Source organism: Kitasatospora herbaricolor, from assembly GCF_030813695.1.
Classification (GTDB): Bacteria; Actinomycetota; Actinomycetes; order Streptomycetales; family Streptomycetaceae; genus Kitasatospora; species Kitasatospora herbaricolor.
Map to the genome: position 1 here is coordinate 2908046 of NZ_JAUSVA010000002.1, position 20131 is coordinate 2928176.

The 20131-nt window shown below is 75.7% G+C and carries 18 protein-coding genes; 8 read left to right on the forward strand and 10 right to left on the reverse strand.

All coding sequences use genetic code 11. From position 1 onward, the window contains the following. Positions 1-78 precede the first annotated feature (78 nt). Both J2S46_RS13035 and J2S46_RS13040 read left to right on the forward strand, forming a co-directional pair. Positions 79-396, forward strand: a complete 318-nt coding sequence (locus tag J2S46_RS13035; RefSeq protein ID WP_229912473.1) for a hypothetical protein — start codon at positions 79-81, stop codon at positions 394-396. A 160-nt stretch (positions 397-556) separates the two neighbouring features. Then, on the forward strand, positions 557-2332 hold the full coding sequence (locus J2S46_RS13040; protein ID WP_191289121.1) for a hypothetical protein: 1776 nt from the start codon (positions 557-559) through the stop codon (positions 2330-2332). 87 nt (positions 2333-2419) lie between these two features. On the opposite strand, the gene J2S46_RS13045 is transcribed toward J2S46_RS13040, so the two are convergent. The 6 genes from J2S46_RS13045 to J2S46_RS13070 all read right to left on the reverse strand — a co-directional run bounded on the left by J2S46_RS13045 (position 2420) and on the right by J2S46_RS13070 (position 9016). Next, a complete protein-coding gene (locus tag J2S46_RS13045; protein ID WP_191289122.1) occupies positions 2420-4999 on the reverse strand; it encodes an ABC transporter permease in 2580 nt (859 codons plus the stop codon). After that, positions 4996-5772: an ABC transporter ATP-binding protein gene (locus tag J2S46_RS13050; protein ID WP_191289123.1), complete on the reverse strand. Its 777-nt coding sequence runs from the start codon at positions 5770-5772 to the stop codon at positions 4996-4998. The genes J2S46_RS13045 and J2S46_RS13050 overlap by 4 nt, the downstream gene beginning before the upstream one ends. Then, entirely contained in the window at positions 5769-6065 is a 297-nt protein-coding gene (locus J2S46_RS13055) for an SHOCT domain-containing protein (protein WP_191289124.1), read from the reverse strand. Before J2S46_RS13055 ends, J2S46_RS13050 begins: the two co-directional genes overlap by 4 nt. A 211-nt stretch (positions 6066-6276) precedes the next feature. Beyond that, entirely contained in the window at positions 6277-6945 is a 669-nt protein-coding gene (locus J2S46_RS13060) for a response regulator (protein WP_191289125.1), read from the reverse strand. Then, the gene (locus J2S46_RS13065) at positions 6942-8144 is read right to left on the reverse strand and encodes a sensor histidine kinase (RefSeq protein WP_191289126.1); all 1203 of its coding nucleotides are present in this window, start codon (positions 8142-8144) and stop codon (positions 6942-6944) included. Before J2S46_RS13065 ends, J2S46_RS13060 begins: the two co-directional genes overlap by 4 nt. Positions 8145-8287: 143 nt before the next feature. Then, entirely contained in the window at positions 8288-9016 is a 729-nt protein-coding gene (locus tag J2S46_RS13070) for a ScbR family autoregulator-binding transcription factor (protein WP_191289127.1), read from the reverse strand. Between the two features lie 360 nt (positions 9017-9376). On the opposite strand from J2S46_RS13070, the gene J2S46_RS13075 reads away from it, so the two are divergent. Beyond that, complete coding sequence (locus tag J2S46_RS13075; protein WP_191289128.1) at positions 9377-10468, forward strand: sugar ABC transporter substrate-binding protein; 1092 nt, start codon at positions 9377-9379, stop codon at positions 10466-10468. Between the two features lie 128 nt (positions 10469-10596). On the opposite strand, the gene J2S46_RS13080 is transcribed toward J2S46_RS13075, so the two are convergent. After that, a complete protein-coding gene (locus J2S46_RS13080) occupies positions 10597-12201 on the reverse strand; it encodes an ROK family transcriptional regulator (protein WP_442358319.1) in 1605 nt (534 codons plus the stop codon). Positions 12202-12493: 292 nt separating this feature from the next. Between J2S46_RS13080 and J2S46_RS13085 the strand changes: the two genes are divergently transcribed. Together J2S46_RS13085 and J2S46_RS13090 are read left to right on the forward strand one after the other, a co-directional pair. Next, positions 12494-13279, forward strand: coding sequence for a DUF2470 domain-containing protein (locus tag J2S46_RS13085; RefSeq protein WP_191289129.1), 786 nt, complete (start codon positions 12494-12496; stop codon positions 13277-13279). Positions 13280-13424: 145 nt separating this feature from the next. After that, a complete protein-coding gene (locus J2S46_RS13090; RefSeq protein WP_191289130.1) occupies positions 13425-13613 on the forward strand; it encodes a VOC family protein in 189 nt (62 codons plus the stop codon). Positions 13614-13792: 179 nt separating this feature from the next. Here the strand turns inward: J2S46_RS13090 and J2S46_RS13095 are convergent, their stop codons facing one another. Further along, on the reverse strand, positions 13793-14746 hold the full coding sequence (locus tag J2S46_RS13095; RefSeq protein ID WP_191289131.1) for an AraC family transcriptional regulator: 954 nt from the start codon (positions 14744-14746) through the stop codon (positions 13793-13795). A gap of 142 nt (positions 14747-14888) precedes the next feature. On the opposite strand from J2S46_RS13095, the gene J2S46_RS13100 reads away from it, so the two are divergent. Further along, entirely contained in the window at positions 14889-15605 is a 717-nt protein-coding gene (locus tag J2S46_RS13100; protein WP_191289132.1) for an SDR family oxidoreductase, read from the forward strand. A 186-nt stretch (positions 15606-15791) separates the two neighbouring features. On the opposite strand, the gene J2S46_RS13105 is transcribed toward J2S46_RS13100, so the two are convergent. Then, positions 15792-17117: a sensor histidine kinase gene (locus tag J2S46_RS13105; RefSeq protein WP_229912475.1), complete on the reverse strand. Its 1326-nt coding sequence runs from the start codon at positions 17115-17117 to the stop codon at positions 15792-15794. A 32-nt stretch (positions 17118-17149) separates the two neighbouring features. Beyond that, positions 17150-17806 carry a response regulator transcription factor gene (locus J2S46_RS13110; protein WP_190212145.1) on the reverse strand — a complete coding sequence of 219 codons (657 nt, stop codon included), beginning with the start codon at positions 17804-17806 and terminating at the stop codon, positions 17150-17152. A 257-nt stretch (positions 17807-18063) separates the two neighbouring features. Between J2S46_RS13110 and J2S46_RS13115 the strand changes: the two genes are divergently transcribed. Beyond that, the gene (locus tag J2S46_RS13115) at positions 18064-18744 is read left to right on the forward strand and encodes a hypothetical protein (RefSeq protein WP_191289133.1); all 681 of its coding nucleotides are present in this window, start codon (positions 18064-18066) and stop codon (positions 18742-18744) included. Beyond that, the gene (locus tag J2S46_RS13120) at positions 18741-20111 is read left to right on the forward strand and encodes a peptidoglycan-binding protein (RefSeq protein WP_191289134.1); all 1371 of its coding nucleotides are present in this window, start codon (positions 18741-18743) and stop codon (positions 20109-20111) included. The genes J2S46_RS13115 and J2S46_RS13120 overlap by 4 nt, the downstream gene beginning before the upstream one ends. Positions 20112-20131: the final 20 nt, after the last annotated feature.

Sequence of the window (20131 nt, forward strand, 5' to 3'; positions counted from 1 at the left end):
ACCGGCCATCGACCATCGGCCCACCCCGCACCGGCCCACCGGCCATCGGCCCGCCGGGCCGACCATCGGAGGAACCCCGTGAACAGCACCCTGACCGCCCGTCGCAGCACCGCCGACCGCAGCACCGCCGACCGCACCGACCGCACCGGCACCGACCGCAGGGCCGCCGACGCCGACAACCTGGCCGTCGCCTCCTTCCTGCTCGGCCTGCCGGGCCTGCTGCTCTTCAACATCGCACTCGGCCCGCTCGCGATCGTGCTGGCCGTCCTCGCCCTGGTCCGCGGCACCACCCGGCGCGGCCGCGCCCTGCTCGGCCTCACCCTCGGGGTCGCCGACCTCGCGGTGCTGGCCGCAGCCACCCTGGCCGGCCACGGCCAGCTCTGGCACCTCGGCTGACCGACCATCAGAACGACGGCGGCCCCGGGCGACGACGGCCCGCACCCGGCTCGGACGACCGCCCCGGAAGCCGAAAGGGCCGCCGCCCGAACGCCGCCCGGCCCGCGCGACCGAGCGAGGCCCCTGCCCGACCGGCACGGGTGGCGACTACGCTCCCCGCATGGAGCCAACCTTCGCCGACTTTGCTTCAACTCCCTTCATTTCCAACAACATCGGCATCCGATCCGGCCCCGGTCCGGCATCGGCCGAGGGCTACCACGCGGTCCCGCCCGGCAGCACGCTGGAGCTCGGCTTCGGACTGCCCGAGCACCCGGCCGAACTGACCGTCACCCTGGCGTCCGACGGCGCCCCCGTACTCTCCGTCAACGGCGAGCCGGTGGAGACCCGCCCCGGCCGCACCCGGCCGCCCGGCCCGGAGCCGGCGGGCGCCGCCCCCTCGGGCCGGCGGCACGACGGCCCGCCGCCGTTCGGCGGGCGGACCGCCACCGCCGCGGTCCCGGCCGCCCTGCTCCGGCCCGGCCGCAACCTGCTCACCGTGGGCCCCGCCCCGGCCGCCGCCCGGGCCCTGCGGATCAGCCGGATCCTGATCGACCCGGCCACCCACCCCGGCCGCGCCGAGCGGGCCCGGCTGGCCGACCCGGACCGCGACAGGTTCGTCCCGGTCCGGACCCGCCTGCGCGTCTTCAGCACCCTGCGCACCCCGCTCGACGACACCGGCGAACCGCGGCCCGGCGCCCTGTGGCTCGCCCTGGACGACGGCACCGCACCGCAGTTGCGCACCCTGTCCTGGCTGGACGCCGAGGGCGGCCGCGCGGCCGTCGGCTTCGGCGCCCGGATGCACCGCTTCCAGGGCCACTGGGTGGCGGCCGACGGCCGGCGGTTCAGCTACGAGGGCGACGCCGCCTCCCCCACCGGTCTGCCGACCGGACCGACCCCGGGCTGTCACGCCGTCTTCCACCGCCTCGCCGACGGCCGGCCGGGGCTCGACCTCCGGCTGGACGCGGGCGTCGCACCGCTGCCGGTCGAGCTGGCATGGACCGACACCGAGGGCCGCGCGACCGCCGTGCTGTTCGACGCCGGCTGGGACACCTTCGTCGGGCACACCCATCGCGACGGCGCGCCGCTCGGCGCGTACCGGGGGCGCCGGGCGCCCGTCGTCCCCGTCGCCGGCACGGGCGGCCCCGGGACCGGCCGGCCGGTCGGCGACGACGCCCGACTCCCGGGCACGGGAGCCGCCTTCGGCCGGGTGCGGGCCGAGCAGGTGGACTTCCCCGCGCTGTTCGCCTCCTACGCGCCGAGCCTCGCCCCCGGCCCGCGCCCCGGCACCCCCCATCAGATCCAGGAGATCGGCGACCTGGTGCTGCCCACCGGCGTCCTGGCCGTCACCGACCCCGGACCGGACGGGTGGGCCGGCGACACCGCGCTGCCGCCCGGGCGCTACCCCGTCGCCGTCGCCGTCGAGCCGCTGGCCGACGCCCCGCAGGCCGGGCAGCACGCCCGGGTCCGGATGCTGGCGGTGGCCCTGGCGACCACCCCACCGGTCAGCTGGGACAAGGAGACCTGGAGCGGCCCGAACGGCAGCGGACTGCTCTGCTTCGGCGGCCGCCCCGCCACCCTGTCGGCCGGGACGGCGCAGGCGGTCGGGCGGCTGGTGGAGCACGCCCGGCCGGTGCTGGCGGCCCGCCGGGCGGCACGCGACGCCACCGGCGCCGACGGGTCGGCGGGCGGCACCCGGCCCGAGGAGAACCCCTCGGGGCGCGACCCGGGCGCCTTCGCCCACGGCTGGCACGCGGTGGCGCACCCGGACGCCGGCGGCGTGGCCGTCGGCGTCCTGCTGGAGCGGACCGGCGTCGCGGCCGACCCGGGGACCGGGCGGGTCGGCCGCGACGCCGCGGGCCGCCCGGTGGCGTACGTGCACCACTTCCCGCAGGGCTGACCGCGGCGGGGGCCACCAGGTCCGCGGACCTGGTGGCCCCCGCCGGGCATGGTCCCGGACGGTGCCGGACGGGGCGGCCCCGAACGGTCAGTCGGCGGCGACGGCCCGCAGCACGTCGAGCCGGGCCGCCCGCCCGGCCGGGCGCAGGCCGGCGACCGCGCCCGCCAGCAGACCGGCGACCAGCACCACGGCCAGCTGGAGCGGCGGGATCGCGAAGGAGCCCGTCCCGGCACCGTCCGAGGCCTTCACCAGCGCCCAGCCCAGGAAGGCGCCGAGCCCGAGACCGCCGACCGTGCCGAAGGCGGCGACCAGCACCGACTCCCAGCGGACCATGCCACGCAGCTGGCCGCGGGTCTGGCCGACCGCGCGCAGCAGGCCGAGCTCCCTGGTCCGCTCGTGGATCGCCAGGGTCAGCGTGTTGGCGATGCCCAGCAGGGCGATCAGCACGGCCAGGGCGAGCAGCGCGTAGACGACCGACAGCATCATGTCGACGCCGGACGCCGCCCCCGCCGCGTACTGGTCGCGGTCCTGCACCCGCGGGTTGCCGAACGGCGCGGCGGCCCGCTCCACGGCGGCCCGGCCCTGGGCGAGCGGGACGCCCGGGCGGAGGGCGACGGCGACCATGGTGTCGCTGTCCTGCCCCCGGTGCGGCGCCCAGGCCTCGCGGGTGACCAGGTAGTCGCCGGCGAGCCCGGCGGAGTCGTACAGGGCCCGGACGGTGAACGGGCCGCTCGTCCCGTCGGTGAAGCCGACCGCGACGCTGCCGCCGAGCCGCCAGCCCCGCCGGTCCGCCTCGGCCCGGGAGACCGCGAGGCCGTCGGTGCCGAGCGAGCCCAGCGAGCCCTCCACCCGGCCGAGGTCGACGATGCCGGCCAGCCGCGCCGGGTCGGTGACGTCCAGGGTGCGGCCGTGGCCCTCGACCCGGGCGACGCCCCGGCCGAGTCCGACGCTCTGCCGCACCTCGGGCAGACCGGCCAGGGCGTCCGCCAGTCCGGGGCTGAGGCCGCTGCCGCCGGCGCCGAAGGAGGGCGCGGTGACGGCGAGGTCCCCGGCGAAGGAGTCGGCGACCGTCCGGTCGAGGGTGGCCCTGATCGAGGCCCCGAAGACGGTGAAGAGGGTCACCACCGCGACGCCGATCATCAGCGCGGTCGCCGTCGCGGCGGTCCGCCGGGGGTTGCGGGCGGCGTTGCGCCTGGCCAGCGTGCCCGGCACCCCGCGCAGCCGGGTCAGCGGGGCGCCCAGCGTCCGGACGGCGAAGGCGGCCGCGACCGGACCCAGCACCACCACCCCGGCCAGCACCGCCAGCGCCCCGGCGGTGGTCAGCGCGACGGACGGGCCGCCGGTGGCGCCGGTCACGGCCAGCGGGACCCCGGCCACCAGCAGCAGCCCGCCGAGCGCCGTCCGGGCCCGGCCGGCCCGGCCGTCGGCCGCCCGGTCCACGGCGGTCTCCCGCAGGGCGGCGAGCGGCGCCGTCCGCCCGGCCCGGACGGCGGGCAGCAGCGCGGAGCCGACCGCCACCACCGTGCCGACCAGCAACGGCAGCAGGACGGCGGCGGCGCCGATCACCATGCCGCCGGTCGGCAGCGAGAACCCGAGGGCGGCGAACAGCGCCTTCAGGCCGGTCGCCACCCCGATGCCGCCGAGCAGGCCGGCCAGCGAGGCCAGCAGGCCGACCGCCAGCGCCTCCGCCAGGGTCGCCCCCAGCACCTGGCCGCGGGCCGCCCCGAGCGCTCTGAGCAGGGCGTTCTCCCTGGTCCGCTGGGCGACCACGATGGCGAAGGTGTTGTGGATGGTGAAGGTGGCGACCAGCAGGGCGATGCCGGCGAAGACCAGCAGCAGGGTGGTGAACATGGTCAGGAACCGGCCGGAGACCTGCGCGGTGCTCTCCGCGGTGGCGGCCGCGCCGGTCACCGCCTGCACGCCCGCGGGCAGGTACGGGGTGATCGCCCGGACCAGTTCGGCCTGCGAGGTGCCGGCCGTGGCGCGGACCTGCACGGCCGAGGCCTGCCCGGCGCCCTTCGGGGTGAGCCGGGCCGTGGCCTGCGCCGTGGTCAGCGCGGTGAAGGTGCTGGGGCCCATCCCGTCGGCGCTGTCGCCGAAGGTGGCGATGCCGACGATGGTGATCCGCAGCGGGTCGGGGGTGCGCAGCACCGTGGTGTCACCCAGGTGCAGGCCGCCGCTCCGTGCGGCCCCCCGGTTGACCACCGCCTCGCCGGGCGCGGCCGGTGCCCGGCCCTCGGCGAGCCGGTACGGGTTGAGCTCCGGGTCGGCCAGCCAGTTGCCGGCGAGTGTGGGCGGCCCCTGGCCACCGACCGGTTTGCCGTCGCTGCCGACCAGCTGCCCCGCGCCCTGGACGGACGCCTCGGCGGCGGCCACCCCCGGGACGGTGCGCAGCCGGGCCGCCAGCTCGGCCTCGACCGGGGCCCTGACCCCGCCGGGGGTGCCCGGGGAGTCCAGGACGTCGGCGCTGCGCACCACGGCGTCGGTCCCGGCGTTGGCGTCGGCGAACAGGGTGTCGAAGTTGGCCCGCAGGGTGTCGCCGAGCACCATCGTCCCGGCCAGGAAGCTGACGCCGAGCAGGATCGACAGGAAGGTCCCGGCGAGGCGCCGGCGGTGGGCGCGCAGCGAGCGCAGGCTGATCCGCAGGGCGGTGGCGGCCGGGCTCATGACTGTCCCTTCTCGAAGGCCTTCATCCGGTCGAGCACCCGGTCGGCGGTGGGCGCGTCCATCCGGTCGACCAGTCGGCCGTCGGCCAGGAACAGGGCCTGGTCGGCGTGGCCGGCGGCGGTCGGGTCGTGGGTGACCATGACGACGCACTGGCCCATCTCGTCGACGGCCCGCCGGAGCAGGCCGAGCACCTCGCCGCCGGTGCGGGAGTCGAGGTTGCCGGTGGGCTCGTCCGCGAACACCACCTGGGGCCGCCCGGCCAGCGCCCGGGCGACCGCGACCCGTTGCTGCTGGCCGCCGGAGAGTTCGCTCGGGCGGTGATGCAGCCGGTCGCCGAGCCCGATCACGTCGATCAGGGAGTCCAGCCAGGCCTGGTCGGGGGCGGCGCCGGCCAGGTCCAGCGGGAGGGTGATGTTCTCCCGGACGGTCAGGGTCGGGACGAGGTTGAACGCCTGGAAGACGAAGCCGATCCGCTCGCGGCGCAGCAGGGTCAGCCGGCGGTCGTTCAGGGCGCCGAGTTCGGTGCCGCCGATCCAGGCGCTGCCGGCGCTGAGGGTGTCCAGGCCCGCGGCGCAGTGCATCAGGGTGGACTTGCCGGAGCCCGACGGCCCCATGACGGCGGTGAAGCGGGCGGCGGGGAAGTCGACGGTGACGTGGTCCAGGGCGCGGACCTCGGTGGCGCCGACGCCGTAGACCTTCACGGCGTCGGCGACCCGGGCGGCGACGTCCGGGACGAGGTCGAGGGTGGTCGCCCGGGGTTCGGTGGCACTCATTCGGCACCGCCCCGGCGCTCGCGCGGGTCCTCGGTGAGGACGGCGCGGCGGGCCCGGTACTCCTCGGCGTCGATGGCGCCCTCGGCGTAGCGGCGGCCCAGCACGGCCAGCGGGGCGTCCGGCCGGCCGGCCCAGCCCCGGCCCCGGAAGGTGCGGCGCAGGACGAGGACGACGAGGAGCACCACCGCGATCCAGAACAGCGGGAACAGCAGGATCCAGGGGCCCGGTCCGTCCCACCCGTGGTCGGCGAGGGCGGTGGCGGCCGGCGTCACGCCGGCCAGCAGGGTGTCCATGACGGTTCATCTCCTCGGCGGTGGCTCGTCCCGGGAGTGCTCCCGGGGCACTTCGAGCATTCCGCCGAGGGGGGTCGCGGCGCGTCGTACGGGCAGCGGCTTCGCCGGTACTGCGTGCGGAGTACCCGGCGGGCCGGCGGGTACCTCGGGGCGGCGTGTCGGTGGGTGGGGCCCGGCGGCCCCGGCGGCCCAGCCGGTCGGCCCCAGCGGGTCAGCCCAGCCAGCCGGGCCGGACCAGCCCGGACTCGTACGCCAGGACGACGAGTTGGGCCCGGTCGCGGGCGGCCAGCTTCACCATCGCCCGGCTGACGTGGGTCTTGGCGGTGAGCGGGCTGACCACCAGGCGCCGCGCGATGTCCTCGTTGGACAGGCCGAGGCCTACCAGGGCCAGCACCTCGCGCTCGCGGTCGGTGAGCACCGAGAGGTCCGGCCCGGAGCCGTCGGGCGCCTTGGAGCGGGCGGCGAACTCGCCGATCAGGCGACGGGTCACACCGGGCGAGAGCAGCGCGTCGCCGGCGGCCGCGACCCGGACGGCACGCAGCAGGTCGGCCGGCTCGGTGTCCTTGACCAGGAACCCGGCGGCGCCGGCACGCAGCGCCTCGAAGACGTACTCGTCCAGTTCGAAGGTGGTCAGGACGACCACCCGGACGGCCGCCAGCTCCGGCTCGCCGGCGATCCGGCGGGTGGCCTGCAGGCCGTCCAGCCGCGGCATCCGGACGTCCATCAGGACGACGTCGGGGATGAGTTCGCGGGCGAGCCGGACGGCCTCCTCGCCGTCGCCGGCCTCCCCCACCACCTCCAGGTCCGACTGGGCCTCCAGCAGGGCCCGGAAACCCGCCCTGACCAGCACCTGGTCGTCGGCCAGCAGGACCCGGATCACGTCGCCCCCTTCGTCGTCACCAGCACCGCCCGGACCCGGAAGCCGCCGCCCGGCCGCGGGCCCGCCTCCAGCGTGCCGCCGAACGCGGCCACCCGCTCGCGCATCCCGACCAGTCCGCTGCCGGAGCCGCCCGGGTAGGCCTGTCCGGCCGGGCCCGGGTCCTCCACCTGGACGGCGAGGGCCTCGGCACTCTCCCAGTCCAGCAGGACGTCGGCGGCGCGCGCGGCCGAATGCCGGATCACGTTGGTCAGCGCCTCCTGGACGATCCGGAAGGCCGTCAGGTCGGCCCCGGCGGCCAGCGGCCGGGGCCGGCCGGCGACCCGCACCGTCACCGTCAGCCCGGCCCGGCCGGCCTGCTCGACCAGCTCGTCCAGCCTGGCCAGGCCGGGGGCCGGCCCGCGCGGGGCGGCGGTGTCCGGCGAGCGGAGCGTGCCGAGCACCTGGCGCACCTCGCCGAGCGCCTCCTTGCTGGCGCTCTTGATCGTGGTCAGCGCCGTCCGGGCCTGTTCGGGCCGGGTGTCCAGCAGCTCCAGGGCGACCCCGGCCTGCAGGTGGATCAGCGAGATGCTGTGCGCCAGGATGTCGTGCAGCTCGCGGGCCATCCGCAGCCGCTCCTCGTCCGCCCGGCGGCGCTCGGCCTGCGCCTCGAAGGCCCGCCGGGCGTCCATCCGCTCCCGCCGGAAGCGCAGGATCTCGGCGACCGCGACCACCAGCAGCACCCAGGCCAGCGCGCCGGCCTCCTGCCACCACAGGATCCGCGGCGCCGGCGCGCGCGACCAGTCGGCGGGCAGGACGAAGGTGACCAGGGCGTGCGCCAGGTAGCAGACGCCCAGGCCGGTCCAGGCCGCCCGGCGGTGGCCCGTCTGCACGGCCACGCAGACGGCGACGACCAGGCTGACGAACACCGGCCCGTACGGGTAGCCGGCGACCAGGTACGCGACGGTCACCGCCGAGACGCCGGCCACCACCGCGACCGGCCGGCGGCGGCGCAGCACCAGCAGGGCCGGGCCGAGCAGGAGCAGCAGGTAGCCGAAGGCGTCCAGACCGGCCCGGCTGCCGGCCTGATGGCGGGCGGCCGCCGTGGTGCCGGCCACCTGGATCACCGCGATCACCAGCGCCGAGGCCACCGGCCAGCCGGCCTTGGCGGCGCGCACCCACGGGGGGCGCCAGGGCCCGCCGTCCTGAGGATCTGATGCCATGCCCGGAAGGCTAGACCGGCCTGGCGGCGGCGCGCGTCACCCCGCCGGGGCGGTCCGGCGTACTCCCTGCGCAGTACGGCGCCGGTACGCGGCCGGAAGGTACGGCGCCGGTGCCCGGTCCGAGCGGTGCGGGCCCGCCCCGCTCAGACCGGGCCGCCGACGGCGACGGCCGACGGGGCGGGCACCGGGAGGGCCGACGGGGCGGGCGCCGCCCCCGCCACCGCGGCGCTCCGCGCCAGCCGGTCGGCGAGCCGGGCGGCCAGGTCACGGTGGTGGGCGCAGCGCCGGGGCAGCGCCAGTCCGGGGATGAGCACCTCCCACATCTCCTGGAGCCGCGCGGGGAGGTGGCCGGGCGACTCCAGCACCCGGGCCACCGTCTGCACACCGGTGAAGGCGCTGAGCACGAAGCGCGCGCAGGCGTCCGGGTCGACGGCCGGGCGCACGTCCAGCTCCCGCACGCCCCGTCGCAGCTGCTCCGCGAGGACGCCGGTCCATTCCTCGTACGGTCCGTCGACCGGATTCCGCAGGGTTCCCCCCTCCAGGGTGAGCCGGACCCCGGCGCGGGCCACCGGGTCGGTGAGCACCTGCTCGGCCAGCAGGAACGGCGTCCGGAGCACCGTTTCGAGCCCGGGGAGACCGCGGGCGAGGAGCCTTTCCGCGGCATTCGCCGACAACTGGTGCTGGCGGGCGATCACGGCCCGGGCCAGGGCCTCCTTGGAGGCGAAGTGGAAGTAGAGGGCGCCCTTGGTGATCCCGCCCCGGGCGACGATGTCGCTGAGGCTGGTGGAGCCGAACCCCTGGCGGTCGAACATCTGCGCCGCGGCCTCGACGATCGTGGTCCGCGTCTGCTCGGCACGCAGCTGCTTCGCCATGGCTGGCTCCTCCGGGGGCTCGACAGGGGCTGAACGTCGGGCGCGCCCAGAAAACGGGTCGACCGGTACGGTCGGCGGTCCGGGGCAAAATGTTAACGCATCATCCCTATCCGCAATCCCGGCCCTCCGGCGCATTCGGGGCCCGTCGGCAATGTCATGTGCCCTACAGAATCGGCCCGCTGAGCCCTTGTCAGCGACCCCCGCCCGCCGTTTGACCGGTGACCATCAATCTTTTAAGAAGGTAACGAATTAGGCACTTGTCCAGCGTCAACGGTTTAGTTATTGACGACAAGCACCGAGGGGCGTTTGACTCCGTGCTCGGCCGCAACGATGCGGCGCAGTCAGGAGGCACCACCCCGCATGAATGTTGTGACGCGACGCACGATCAGTGGCACAGCCGCGCTCTCACTCGCGCTCCTGGGCCTGACCGCCTGCGGTCAGGACGACGCGGGCAAGAGCTCGGGCGGCGTCGGCGCCACCACCGTCGGCCTGCTGCTGCCCGAGAAGTCCTCCTCGACCCGGTACGAAGCCTTCGACAAGCCGCTGATCGAGGCCTCCGTCGCGTCCCTCTGCACCAAGTGCACCATCGACTACGCCAACGCGGACGGCAACGAGGAGACCCAGAAGCAGCAGTTCGACGCGCTGCTGGCCAAGGGCATCAAGGTCATCCTGCTCGACCCGGTCAACGCCAAGAACACCGCGCCCTGGGTCCAGGCCGCCGCGGCCAAGGGCGCCAAGGTGATCGCGTACGACCGCCTGGCCGCCGGCAACGTCGCCGCGTACGTCTCCTTCGACAACGCCCGCACCGGTGAACTCCAGGGCAACGCACTGCTGGAGGCGCTCGGCCCGAAGGCCGCCGAGGCCGACATCGTCATGATCAACGGCGCCGAGTCCGACCCCAACGCCGCCAGCTTCAAGACCGGCGCGCACAAGTCGCTGGACGGCAAGGTCAAGCGGATCTCGTACGAGCAGTCCGGCGAGTGGAAGCCGGAGGTGGCCGCCCAGAAGATGACCGACGCGATCCGCCAGGTCGGCAAGGACAACATCGACGCGGTCTACGTCGCCAACGACGGGATGGCCGCCTCGGTCATCGAGACCCTCAAGGGCGCCGGCCTCAAGAACGTCCCGGTCGGCGGCCAGGACGCCTCGCTCGACGCCGTCCGCCGGGTCCTCTCCGGCGAGCAGGCCTACACGATCTACAAGCCGTACAAGCCGGAGACCGACGCGGCCGCGACCATCGCCGTCCACCTCTTGAAGGGTCTGGACGTCACCTCCATCGCGAGCGCGATCACCGAGAGCGGCGGCTCCCACGTGCCGTCGATGCTCCTCACCCCGATCGTGGTGACCAAGGCCAAGGTCGCCGTCACGGTGATCGCCGGCGGGCTCTACACGGCGGCCGAGGTCTGCGCCGCGCCGTACGCGGACGCCTGCGCGGCCGCCGGCATCAAGTAGCACCGACCGGCCACGGCGACGGCGGGCGGGGGCCGACCCCGGTCGCCGCCGCCGGGTGGCCCGCCCGCAGTCGCGGCCGGTGCAGGGACGCGCCGGCCGCGGCCGCCGGCGGGCCACCGCCCCGGCGGTCAGGCCCGGGCCACCGCCGCCGACCGGCGGTCGAAGACCTCCGGCCGGGCGGTGCGCAGGGCTGTGGACAGCGCGCCGATCAGCACCGCCTCGTCCCCCAGCAGGCTCGGCGCCAGCCGCGGCCGCAACGGGGTGAGCGCGTGCAGCGCCTCCTCGACCCGGTCCAGCAGCAGATCGGAGCTCTGGCCCATCCCCCCGCCGAGCACCACCAGGTCGGGATCGATCACCGAGGACACCACGGCCACGGCGTAGGCGAGTTGCTCCGCCTGCCGCTGCACCGCGGCGAGCGCGGCCGGATCGCCGGCCCGGGCCGCGTCGAAGACCTGTTTGGCGGTGCTCGCCCCGCGCACGCCGAACTCCTTCGCGCTGCGGACCACGGACTCCGCCGAGGCCGCCGACTCCAGCATCCCGGGCCGCTGGTCGTGGTCCCCGCCCTGCTGGTCCGTAGTCTGCTGGTCCGTGCTCTGCTGGTCCCCGCCCCCTTGGTCCCCGTCCCGGCCCGCACCCGCCCCGGCCGGCCGGCCGCCCGGCAGCGGCAGGAACCCGATCTCGCCGGCCGCCCCGTGCGCGCCGCGCTGCAGCTTGCCGCCGGAGACCACACCCATGCCGATGCCGGTGCCTAGCAGCAGATAGACGAAGTGCCGGCTCCCGGCGCCCGCGCCGCGCGCGTACTCCCCCAGCGCCGCCAGGTTGGCGTCGTTGTGCACGCTGATGGTGGTGTCCAGCCCCGCCCTGATCCGGTCGAACAGGCCCCGGCGGCCCCAGCCCGGCAGCTGCGCCGCGTACCGGACCCGCTGCTCCGTCTCGTCCCAGACCCCCGGGGTACCGATGGCCGCGTGCACCACGGCGCCCGGTCCGATCCCGGCCTCCCCGATCGCGGCCCGGGACTCCGCGATCACCGCGTCGGCCACCGCGCCGGCACTGCGGCCGAGGTTCGGGACGTCCCGCCGCGCCGTGATCTCCCCTGCCAGGTCGGCCACCGCGACCCGCAGCCGGCCCCGGCCGATGTCCACGCCGAGCACGTACCCCGCGGTCGGGTCCGGCTCGTACAGGACGGCGACCCGGCCCCGGCCGGGAGCCAGCAGCCCGGCCTCGCGGGCCAGTCCGGCCTGCTCCAGGGTCGCCAGCGCAGCCGACACGGTGGGCTTGGAAAGGCCGGTGTCCCGGGCGAGTTGGGCGCGGGAGGCGGCGCCGGTGGTCCGCAGCCGCTCCAGCAGCATCCACTCGTTGTTGCTGCGCAGCCGCTGCCTGCTCCAGGGCTGCTCCGCGCCGGACCCGGGCGCCGGGTCGGGCCCGCCCAGGTCGAGGCCGCCCTGCTCCCGGCCGGCCCGGTCGCGGCCCTCGCGCTCCGGGCCGTCCTGCTCGCGGCCGTCCCGCCCGGGGCCGCCGTGACCGTCCTCGTCCGCCCCGGACCCGAGGGCCTCCCCCGCGTCCGGGGCCGGGCGGGACCCCGTGGCGGATCCCGTCCGGGCTCCCCGGCCGGACCCCTTCGCGGAGGGGTGGCCTGATGCCCCGTCGGCCACGGGCTGCCCGCCCGGGCCGGGGGCCCGGTCGGAACGCTGGTCGGAGCCCGGGCCGGGTCTCGCGGCCGGGTGGGAGCTCATGGGTCGCCTCCGCGCCTGAAGTGGTGTCGGTGATCTTCTGACTTCCTCCGCAACTGTATGCGCCGGGGCGGTTGCGCCGACCGGTGGTCGGCAAGGTGGATGTGCCGCCCGCGTGCCGCCGGTGTGAAGCGGGCGTGCGGGCGCGCCCGGGGCGGCGAGGGGTGCGTATGCGAAGGGGCGTTCGGCGGGCGGAGGGGGGCGGAGGCACGCGGAACGGGAGGCGACGCGGACCTGGCCACCCACTCCGTCCATGAGTTAAGTTAGGCTTACCTAAGTCAAGCGGAAGGCAGCCATGCGCCCCACCGACGTCAGCATCCCGGCCCCCACGGACGCCGAGCGGGTCCGAAGCGCGCTCCAGGCGGCCTCCTCCCTGACCGTGACCACCCGGGCCGGCCGCCACGACCTGATCGGCCCGCACCTGCTCGGATTCGGCGGCGCGAGCGGCTTCGGCCCGGCCCCGGAGCCGGCGTTCGCCGCCCGGGGCGCCGTCCCGTACCTGCAGGCCCCCCGGGACTGCCGGCTCACCCGCGAGGCGGCCGAGGCCGACGAGGACGGCGTGCCCGTCCTGCTCGAATGGACCGACGTCGCCCCGGTCGCCGTCCGCGACCGGATCCGCTGCCAGGTACGGATCGCCGGCCGGCTCGGCCGCCCCCGCGAGGCGGCCGACGGCACCGTCAGCATGCCGCTCGACCCGACCCAGGCCCTGCTCGGCAACGGCGGGACGCACACCCCCGTCGACCTGGACGCCCTCGCCCGCACCGCCCCCGACCCGCTCGCCCCCTACGAGGCGGTCCTGCTCACCCACATGACCGACGACCACCACGACCAGGTGGCCGCCCTCTCCGGCCTGGTCGACCCGCGGCTGCTGATCGGCGTCACCCGCGCCTGGCCGCTCGCCATGGACCAGTACGGCATCGTGCTGCGCCTGGAGACCCTGCGGACCCACCACGACGTCCGCCTCCCGTTCGAGCAGCCGCTGCTCGACCCGGACCAGGTCGGCTACCGCATCCACGCCCTGCTGCACTCGGCGAGCCGGGTCCGCACCCGCCGGCTCCGGCTGCACACCGAGCGCCGCTGACCCCGCCGGCCGCCCGGCCCGCGCCCCGGTTCACGTCCCCGGTTCACGTCCCCGTGGCCCACGGCCGGGCCCGCGTTCGCCCCGACCCCGGCCGCCGGACCGGGACAGGCTGACGGCCCCCGCCCGGTCCCGGCATGGTGACGCCGTGATCGGACACCGGTTCTCCCTCGTCGTCGACTGCCCCGCCCCGGCCGAACTCGCCGGCTTCTACGAGAAGCTGCTCGCCCTCACGCGCGTGGAGGACAGCGGCGACTACGTGGCGCTCGAAAGCCCCGACGGCCGGGAGCGGGTGGCCTTCCAGCGGGTCGGCGACGACCGCCGACCGGCGGCCTGACCGGTCGGGCGGGCTCAAGCCGGTCCGGTCCGGTCCGGTTCGGCTCGGATCGATCGAGGTCCGGTCAGACCGGGTCAGACCGGTCAGGAGTGGAAGACCTCCCACACCGAGGTGATCCCGCCCGCGGGGTCGAGCGCGATCTCGTAGGTGAAGTACGAGAAGCACGGGCGCCGCCGGCCTCACCGCCAGTTGTCCCCGCGTGGTTCGTCGCCCGCCGTCCTGACCTGCCTGCGGTAGGCCCCCGGCGGCGATCCGAAGTGCCGCTTGAAGGCCTTGGCGAAGGCGAACTCCGACGTGTACCCCGTGTGCCGCGCGACCGTGCCCAGCGGGGCCGCCGAATGGTGCAGCAACCGCGCCGCGGTGGCCATCCGCCAGTTGGTCAGGTAGGTCAACGGCGGCTCGCCGACCACCGAGGCGAAGCGGCGGGCGAACGCCGCACGGGACAACCCGGCGCGGGTGCCCAGCGACTCCACCGTCCAGGGGTGGCCGGGATCGTCGTGGATCGCCTTCAGGGCCGGGGCGACCGCCGGGTCGGTCAGCGCGGCCGTCCAGCCCCGGGACCGCTCCGCGGGCAGTTCGGCGTACCACGAGCGGAGGATGTACAGCAGCAGCAGATCGACGAGCGCGGTGACGACCGCGTCCGAACCCGGCTGCGGCGTGTGGAACTCGGCGCACAGCTGATCGACCGCCGAGCGCAGCACCGGATGGCGGCCGGGAACGGCGGGGAGGTGGACGACCTCCGGCAGTTCGCCGAACAGCGGATGCGGGCGATCGACGTCGATCGCGTACGCGCCGCACACCAGCACCGTGCGCGCCCCCGGTCCGTCCACCGTGACCTGGCCGATCGGCGAGGAACGGTCCACGCGGTCGGGTACGAAGTCCACCGGATCGCGGTCCGGCAGGTCGCACAGGATGTGTCCGCTGCCGCGCCGCAGGAACACGATGTCGCCTGGTCCGAGCGCGAGCGGTTGGCCCTGCGGTGGGAGCAGGTGGCAGTGCCCCTCCACGACCACGTGGAATCCGGCTCCTGAGACGGGTTGGAACCTCAGGGCCCAGGGAGCGTGCGCGTCGGTTCGAGTCACCATCGGGCGTCCCGTGCGCAGGACTTCGAGGGTGTCGCTCAGGATGTCCATAGCACCACTCTAGCGCCGGTAGGACGAGACGAGATGACAAAGAGTCGAGATCTTCAGTTATTCATCGTCTCGATGAGGAGGCGTACGTTCGGGCCATGGAGGTGCCGGGCCCCGGCACCGCGTCGACGAAGGAACGGACCTCATGTCTCTGGCCGGCAAGAAGATCGTGATCATCGGTGGAACCTCCGGCATCGGCTTCGCGGTGGCCCGACAGGCCGTGGCGGCCGGTGCGGACGTCGTGGTCGCCTCCAGCAACCAAGGCCGGGTGGACGCCGCGACGAAGCGGTTGGGCGGGCCGGCCGAAGGCCGCCGCCTGGACGTCGCCGACGGCGAGGCCATCGCCGCGTTCTTCGAGCAGGTCGGGGAGTTCGACCACCTCGTCTACACCGCGGGCGAATCCCTGCTGATCAAGCCGCTGGCCGACACCACCCCGCAGGAGGCCCGGGCCCTCTTCGAGCGGCGGTTCTGGGGCGCGTTCCTGTCGGCCAAGTACGCCGCACCGCGACTGCGCGACGGCGGCTCGATCACCTTCAGCTCGGGCGTCCTCGCGATCCGGCCCCTGTCCGGAGCCGCGCTCGCGGCCGGTATCACCGGCGGCGTCGAGGCCCTGTCCCGGGCACTCGCCGTCGAACTCGCCCCGCTGCGCGTCAACGTGATCCAGCCCGGTGTGATCCGCACCGAGCTGTGGGACAGCAGCGTCCCGGACCCGGAGGCCTTCCTCCAGGACGCCGGGTCCGGGCTGCTCACGGGGCGTGTCGGCACCGCCGAGGAAGCCGCGGCGGCCTATCTGTTCGCCTTGTCCAACGCCTACGTCACCGGCACCACGCTCGCGGTGGACGGCGGCGCGGCACTGGTGTGACCCGGGCGCCACGCCAACCAACCGACGGAGCGACGCCGCTGCCACGACCGGCAGCGGCCCGCCGCCCCTCCCGCGGGTGGATCGCCCGCGGCGTCCGACCGGAGTACCGGTCCCTGCCGGCCGGGCCGAGCGCGCCCGGCCGGAAAGGAGCGGCCCAACAGGCCCGGGGCCCCGGCAGGCGCACCGTCAGGCCGCCCGGGGCCCCGGCAGGCGCACCGTCACGCACAGGCCGCCGCCCGCCCGGGCCCGCGCCCGGACGGTGCCGCCGTGGCTCTCGACCACCGCCTGCACGATCGACAGCCCCAGCCCGGAGCCCGGCCGGCCGCTCGCCAGCCGGGCGGCCGCGCCCCGGTGGAACGGTTCGAACAGGTCGTCCACCTCGGCCGGGTCGACCGCGCAGCCGGTGTTCTCGACCCGCAGCTCCGCGCCGCCGCCGACCTTCGCCGTACTGACCCGGACCAGCCCGCGCCCGCCCACGGCCGGTTCGTTGTGCCGCACCGCGTTCTGGACGAGGTTCACGGCCACCTGCCCGAGCAGCACGGGATCGCCCGAGGTGGGCGCGCCCGCCAGGTCGCAGCTGAGGTCGATGCCCGCGGCGGCGGCCTGCTCCCGGTGCGCGTCCACCGCGTCGGCGGCCTGCCCCGCCAGGTCGGCGGGCAGGTAACTCCGCGGCCCCTGCTGCCCCTTGGCGAGCAGCAGCAGACTGTCGACCAGCCGCTCGCTGCGCGCGGTCGCCCGCAGCGCCCGCTCCAGCGACGGCCGGAGATCCTCGGGCACCCTGCCCTCGGCCAGCGGGATCTCCAGCGAGGTGCGCTGCAGCGCCAGCGGGGTGCGCAGCTCGTGCGAGGCGTTGGCGGCGAACCGGCGGTTCGCCGCGAAGGAGCGCTCCAGCCGGACGAGCATGGCGTCGAAGGTGTCGCCGAGCTCCTTGATCTCGTCCTCGGGCCCGGTCAGCGCGAACCGGTCGTGCAGGTTCTGCTCGGAGATCCGCCGCGCCGCCGCCGTCACGGTGCGCAGCCGGGCCACCGACCGCCCCGCCGTCCACCAGCCCAGACCCGCCGAGACCAGCGCCATCGCACCCAGGGCGGCCAGCGACTGACCCACCAGCGAGCCCAGCACCAAGGTCTTGAAATCGACGAACCGGGCTGCCGCGAAGGTGGTGGCCTGGGCCGCCTGCGGCGCGGTCAGCCCGGACACCACGCCCCCGTACGGTTCGGCCGGCCGGGCCAGGAGGGCGCCCGTCAGAAGCGGGTCGTCCGCCTCCGGGACGGTACTGGCCGCACCGGCCACGGTCGCCGGGACCGTGGTGATCACGGCCTGGTTGTCGCCGATGATCCGGTTGACCGCGAGGTACTGGACGATGAGCAGGACGGCCCCGCAGGCCAGGAACAGCCCGGCGTGCAGCAGCGCCAGCCGGGTGCGGATCCGCAGCCCGCCGCGCCCTCCCGTCCGCTCCGCGTGCTCCACCTGCTCCACCTGCTCCACCTGCTCCACCTGCACTGTCTGTTCCACCTGCACTGTCTGCTCCGCGCCCGCGCCCGCGCTCACAGCCGGTATCCGATCCCGGGCACGCTCTCGATCAGCGGCGGTTCGCCCAGCTTGCGGCGCAGCCCGTGGATGGCGACCTTCACCACCGTGCTGCGCGGGTCGACGGCCTCCTCCCACGCCTCGTCCAGCAGGTCCCCGTGGGTGACCACGCCGCCGTCGGCGGCCAGCAGCAGTTCGAGGATGAGCATCTCCTTCGGGCTGAGCCGCAGCAGTCGCCCGTCCCGCTCGGCCAGGTGCCGCTGGGTGTCCAGGACGACGCCGTCCCGTGCCAGCACGGTGCTCCGTGCCCCCGCACCGCCGCGCCGGGCCAAGGCGTGGACGCGGGCGACGAGTTCGGTGTACGCGAAGGGCTTGGCGAGGTAGTCGTCGGCGCCGAGGTTCAGCCCGTCGACCCGTTCGGCCAGCGATCCGGAGGCGGTCAGCATCAGGATCCGGGCCCCGTGGCCGGTGGCGACCAGGGTCCGGCACACGGCGTCGCCGTGCAGGACGGGCAGGTCCCGGTCCAGCACGACGACGTCGTACGAGGCGCCGGCCGCCCGGGAGAGCGCCTGCGCGCCGTCGCCGGCGGTGTCGACCGAGAAGCCCTGCCGGCGCAGTCCGTCGGCGAGCAGGTCGGCCAGCTCCGCCTCGTCCTCGACGATGAGCACCTTCATCCGTGTTCGACCCCTCTGGTCATGAATGTTCCGGGCCGGTCCGGGCCCATCGGCTGTCCACCGGGCCGTCCGCCGTCCGGCGTCCGGGCCTGGCGCGGATCCGCACGTCACGGGCCGCCGCTCCCGGCTTGGGACAGCATCCGCTGCGGGCGGTTAGCTCCCGGTTAGCACCGTCCGAACCGGGCCCGAACCGGCCCTTACGTAGAACTGCCGCATGCCGGGCGGCAGCGGGCCGCCCCGGGCGAAGGGACCTCGCGATGCGGAACCCCGGCGAACGTGACCGCGACCGTCACGGCAGCGGTCAGGACGACTGCCACGGCGCCTGTCACTCCTCCTCCGACCATCTCCCGGGTGGTGCCGAGCGGCGCACCGGCCGGCTCGGGCTCGCGGTGCTCGGTGCCACCGCACTGGCGCTCGGCACCGTGCTGCTGCTCTCGTCCTGCTCCGCCGGCGCCGGCTCGGGCCGCGGCGACAAGGTCGCCTCGCTCGCCGACAAGGGGGCCTCGTCGAGCGCGCCGGCGCAGGCCGCCGCCGGCGAGAAGGGCGACATGGTGAAGTTCGCCGGCTGCATGCGCGAGCACGGCGTCGACATGCCCGACCCGAACGCCGACGGCAGCATGCCGGCCATGGCCGCCCGGCCGGCGGACGCCGCCGGAAGCGCGGAGATGGACAAGATGCAGGCCGCCGACGAGGCCTGCCGCAAGTGGCTCCCGAACGGCGGTGTGCTCTCCGAGAAGGACAAGGCGGAGCAGCGGGAACGGGCGCTGACAATGGCGCGCTGCATGCGGGAGCACGGCGTCGACATGCCCGACCCCAAGCCGGGCGAGGAGGGCGGGCTGACCTTCGGCAGCGACAACGCCGACAAGGACACCATGGAGAAGGCCATGCAGGCCTGCGCGGGCGGCGCCCTCGGCGCGGCAACGGTGGTGGCCCCGTGACCGGCCCCGCGACCGATTCCGCCGTCGATCCCGCCGTCGATCCCAGCACCGATCCCAGCACCGACGCCACCGCCGATTTCTTCGCTGCCGGCTCCGGCCACCCGACGGCCGCCGCCGTCCCCGCCCCGCCCGGGCGCGGCCGTCGGAGTACCCGTACCCGGGCCTTCGTCGTCACGGCCGTCGCCGTGCTCGCCGCCCTCGGGGTCGGCGGCGCGGTGCTGCTCGCGCCCGGCGGCCCCGAGAAGGTGGCGGCCCAGGCGGAGGAGCACGGGACGACCGCGCCGATCGTCCGGGGCGACCTCACGGTGACCGCCGACATCGACGGGACGCTCGGCTACACCGGGACCGGATCGCTGTACGCCCAGGCCCCGGCGCCGGCGCCCGACCAGGGCTCGGGCCAGGGCGAGAGCCCCGGCGGCGCACCCCGGCCCCAGGGCGGCGGCCAGCCCTCGCCGAGCCCGTCGGGCGGCCCGAAGGGCGGCGACCCGGACGCGGACGACCGGAACACCGGCACCCGCCTGTTCACCGGGCTGCCCAAGGTCGGCGACTCGTTCAAGCGGGGCGACACCGTCTACCACGTCAACGGTCGTCCCGTGCCGCTCTTCCAGGGTGAGGCACCGCTCTGGCGAGCCCTCACCAAGGGCGTCCCGGACGGCCCGGACGTCCGCCTCCTGGAGCAGAACCTCGCCGCGCTCGGCTTCGGCAAGGACCTCCAGGTGGACGAGAAGTTCACCGACGCGACCACCGCCGCCGTCAAGCGCTGGCAGAAGTCCCTCGGGGTGCCGCAGAGCGGCCGGGTCGACCCGTCGGCGATCGTGGTCCAGCCTGGTCCGGTCCGGATCACCGCCGTCAAGGTGGTCGTCGGCGCGCCCGCACAGGGCGAGGTCGCCGCCGTCTCCGGCACCGGCCGCCAGATCAGCGTCAACCTGCCGGTCGACAAGCAGACCCTGGCCAAGCAGGGCGACAAGGTGACCGTACGCCTGCCCGACGGCAGGTCGACCACGGGCACGATCACCTCGATCGGCACCGTGGCCGCCAAGGACGACAACCCCGATCCGGGCCTGGGCGGCGGTGGCAAGGCCACCGTCCAGGTCCTGGTGGCGCTGGACAGGCCCGAGGACGCGGGCACCCTGGACGGCGCCCCCGTCACGGTCGGCTTCACCAGCCGGAGCCGCAAGGACGTCCTGTCCGTACCGGTCAACGCCCTGGTCGCACTGGCCGAGGGCGGGTACGCGGTGGAGGTCGTCGAGTCGGCGGGCAGCCGGCGACTGATCGGGGTCAAGCCCGGCCTGTTCGCCAACGGCCGGGTGGAGATCGGCGGCGAGGGCCTGCGCGAGGACCAGAAGGTGCTGGTGCCGAGCCCGTGAGCGCACTGCCCGACCGCCTG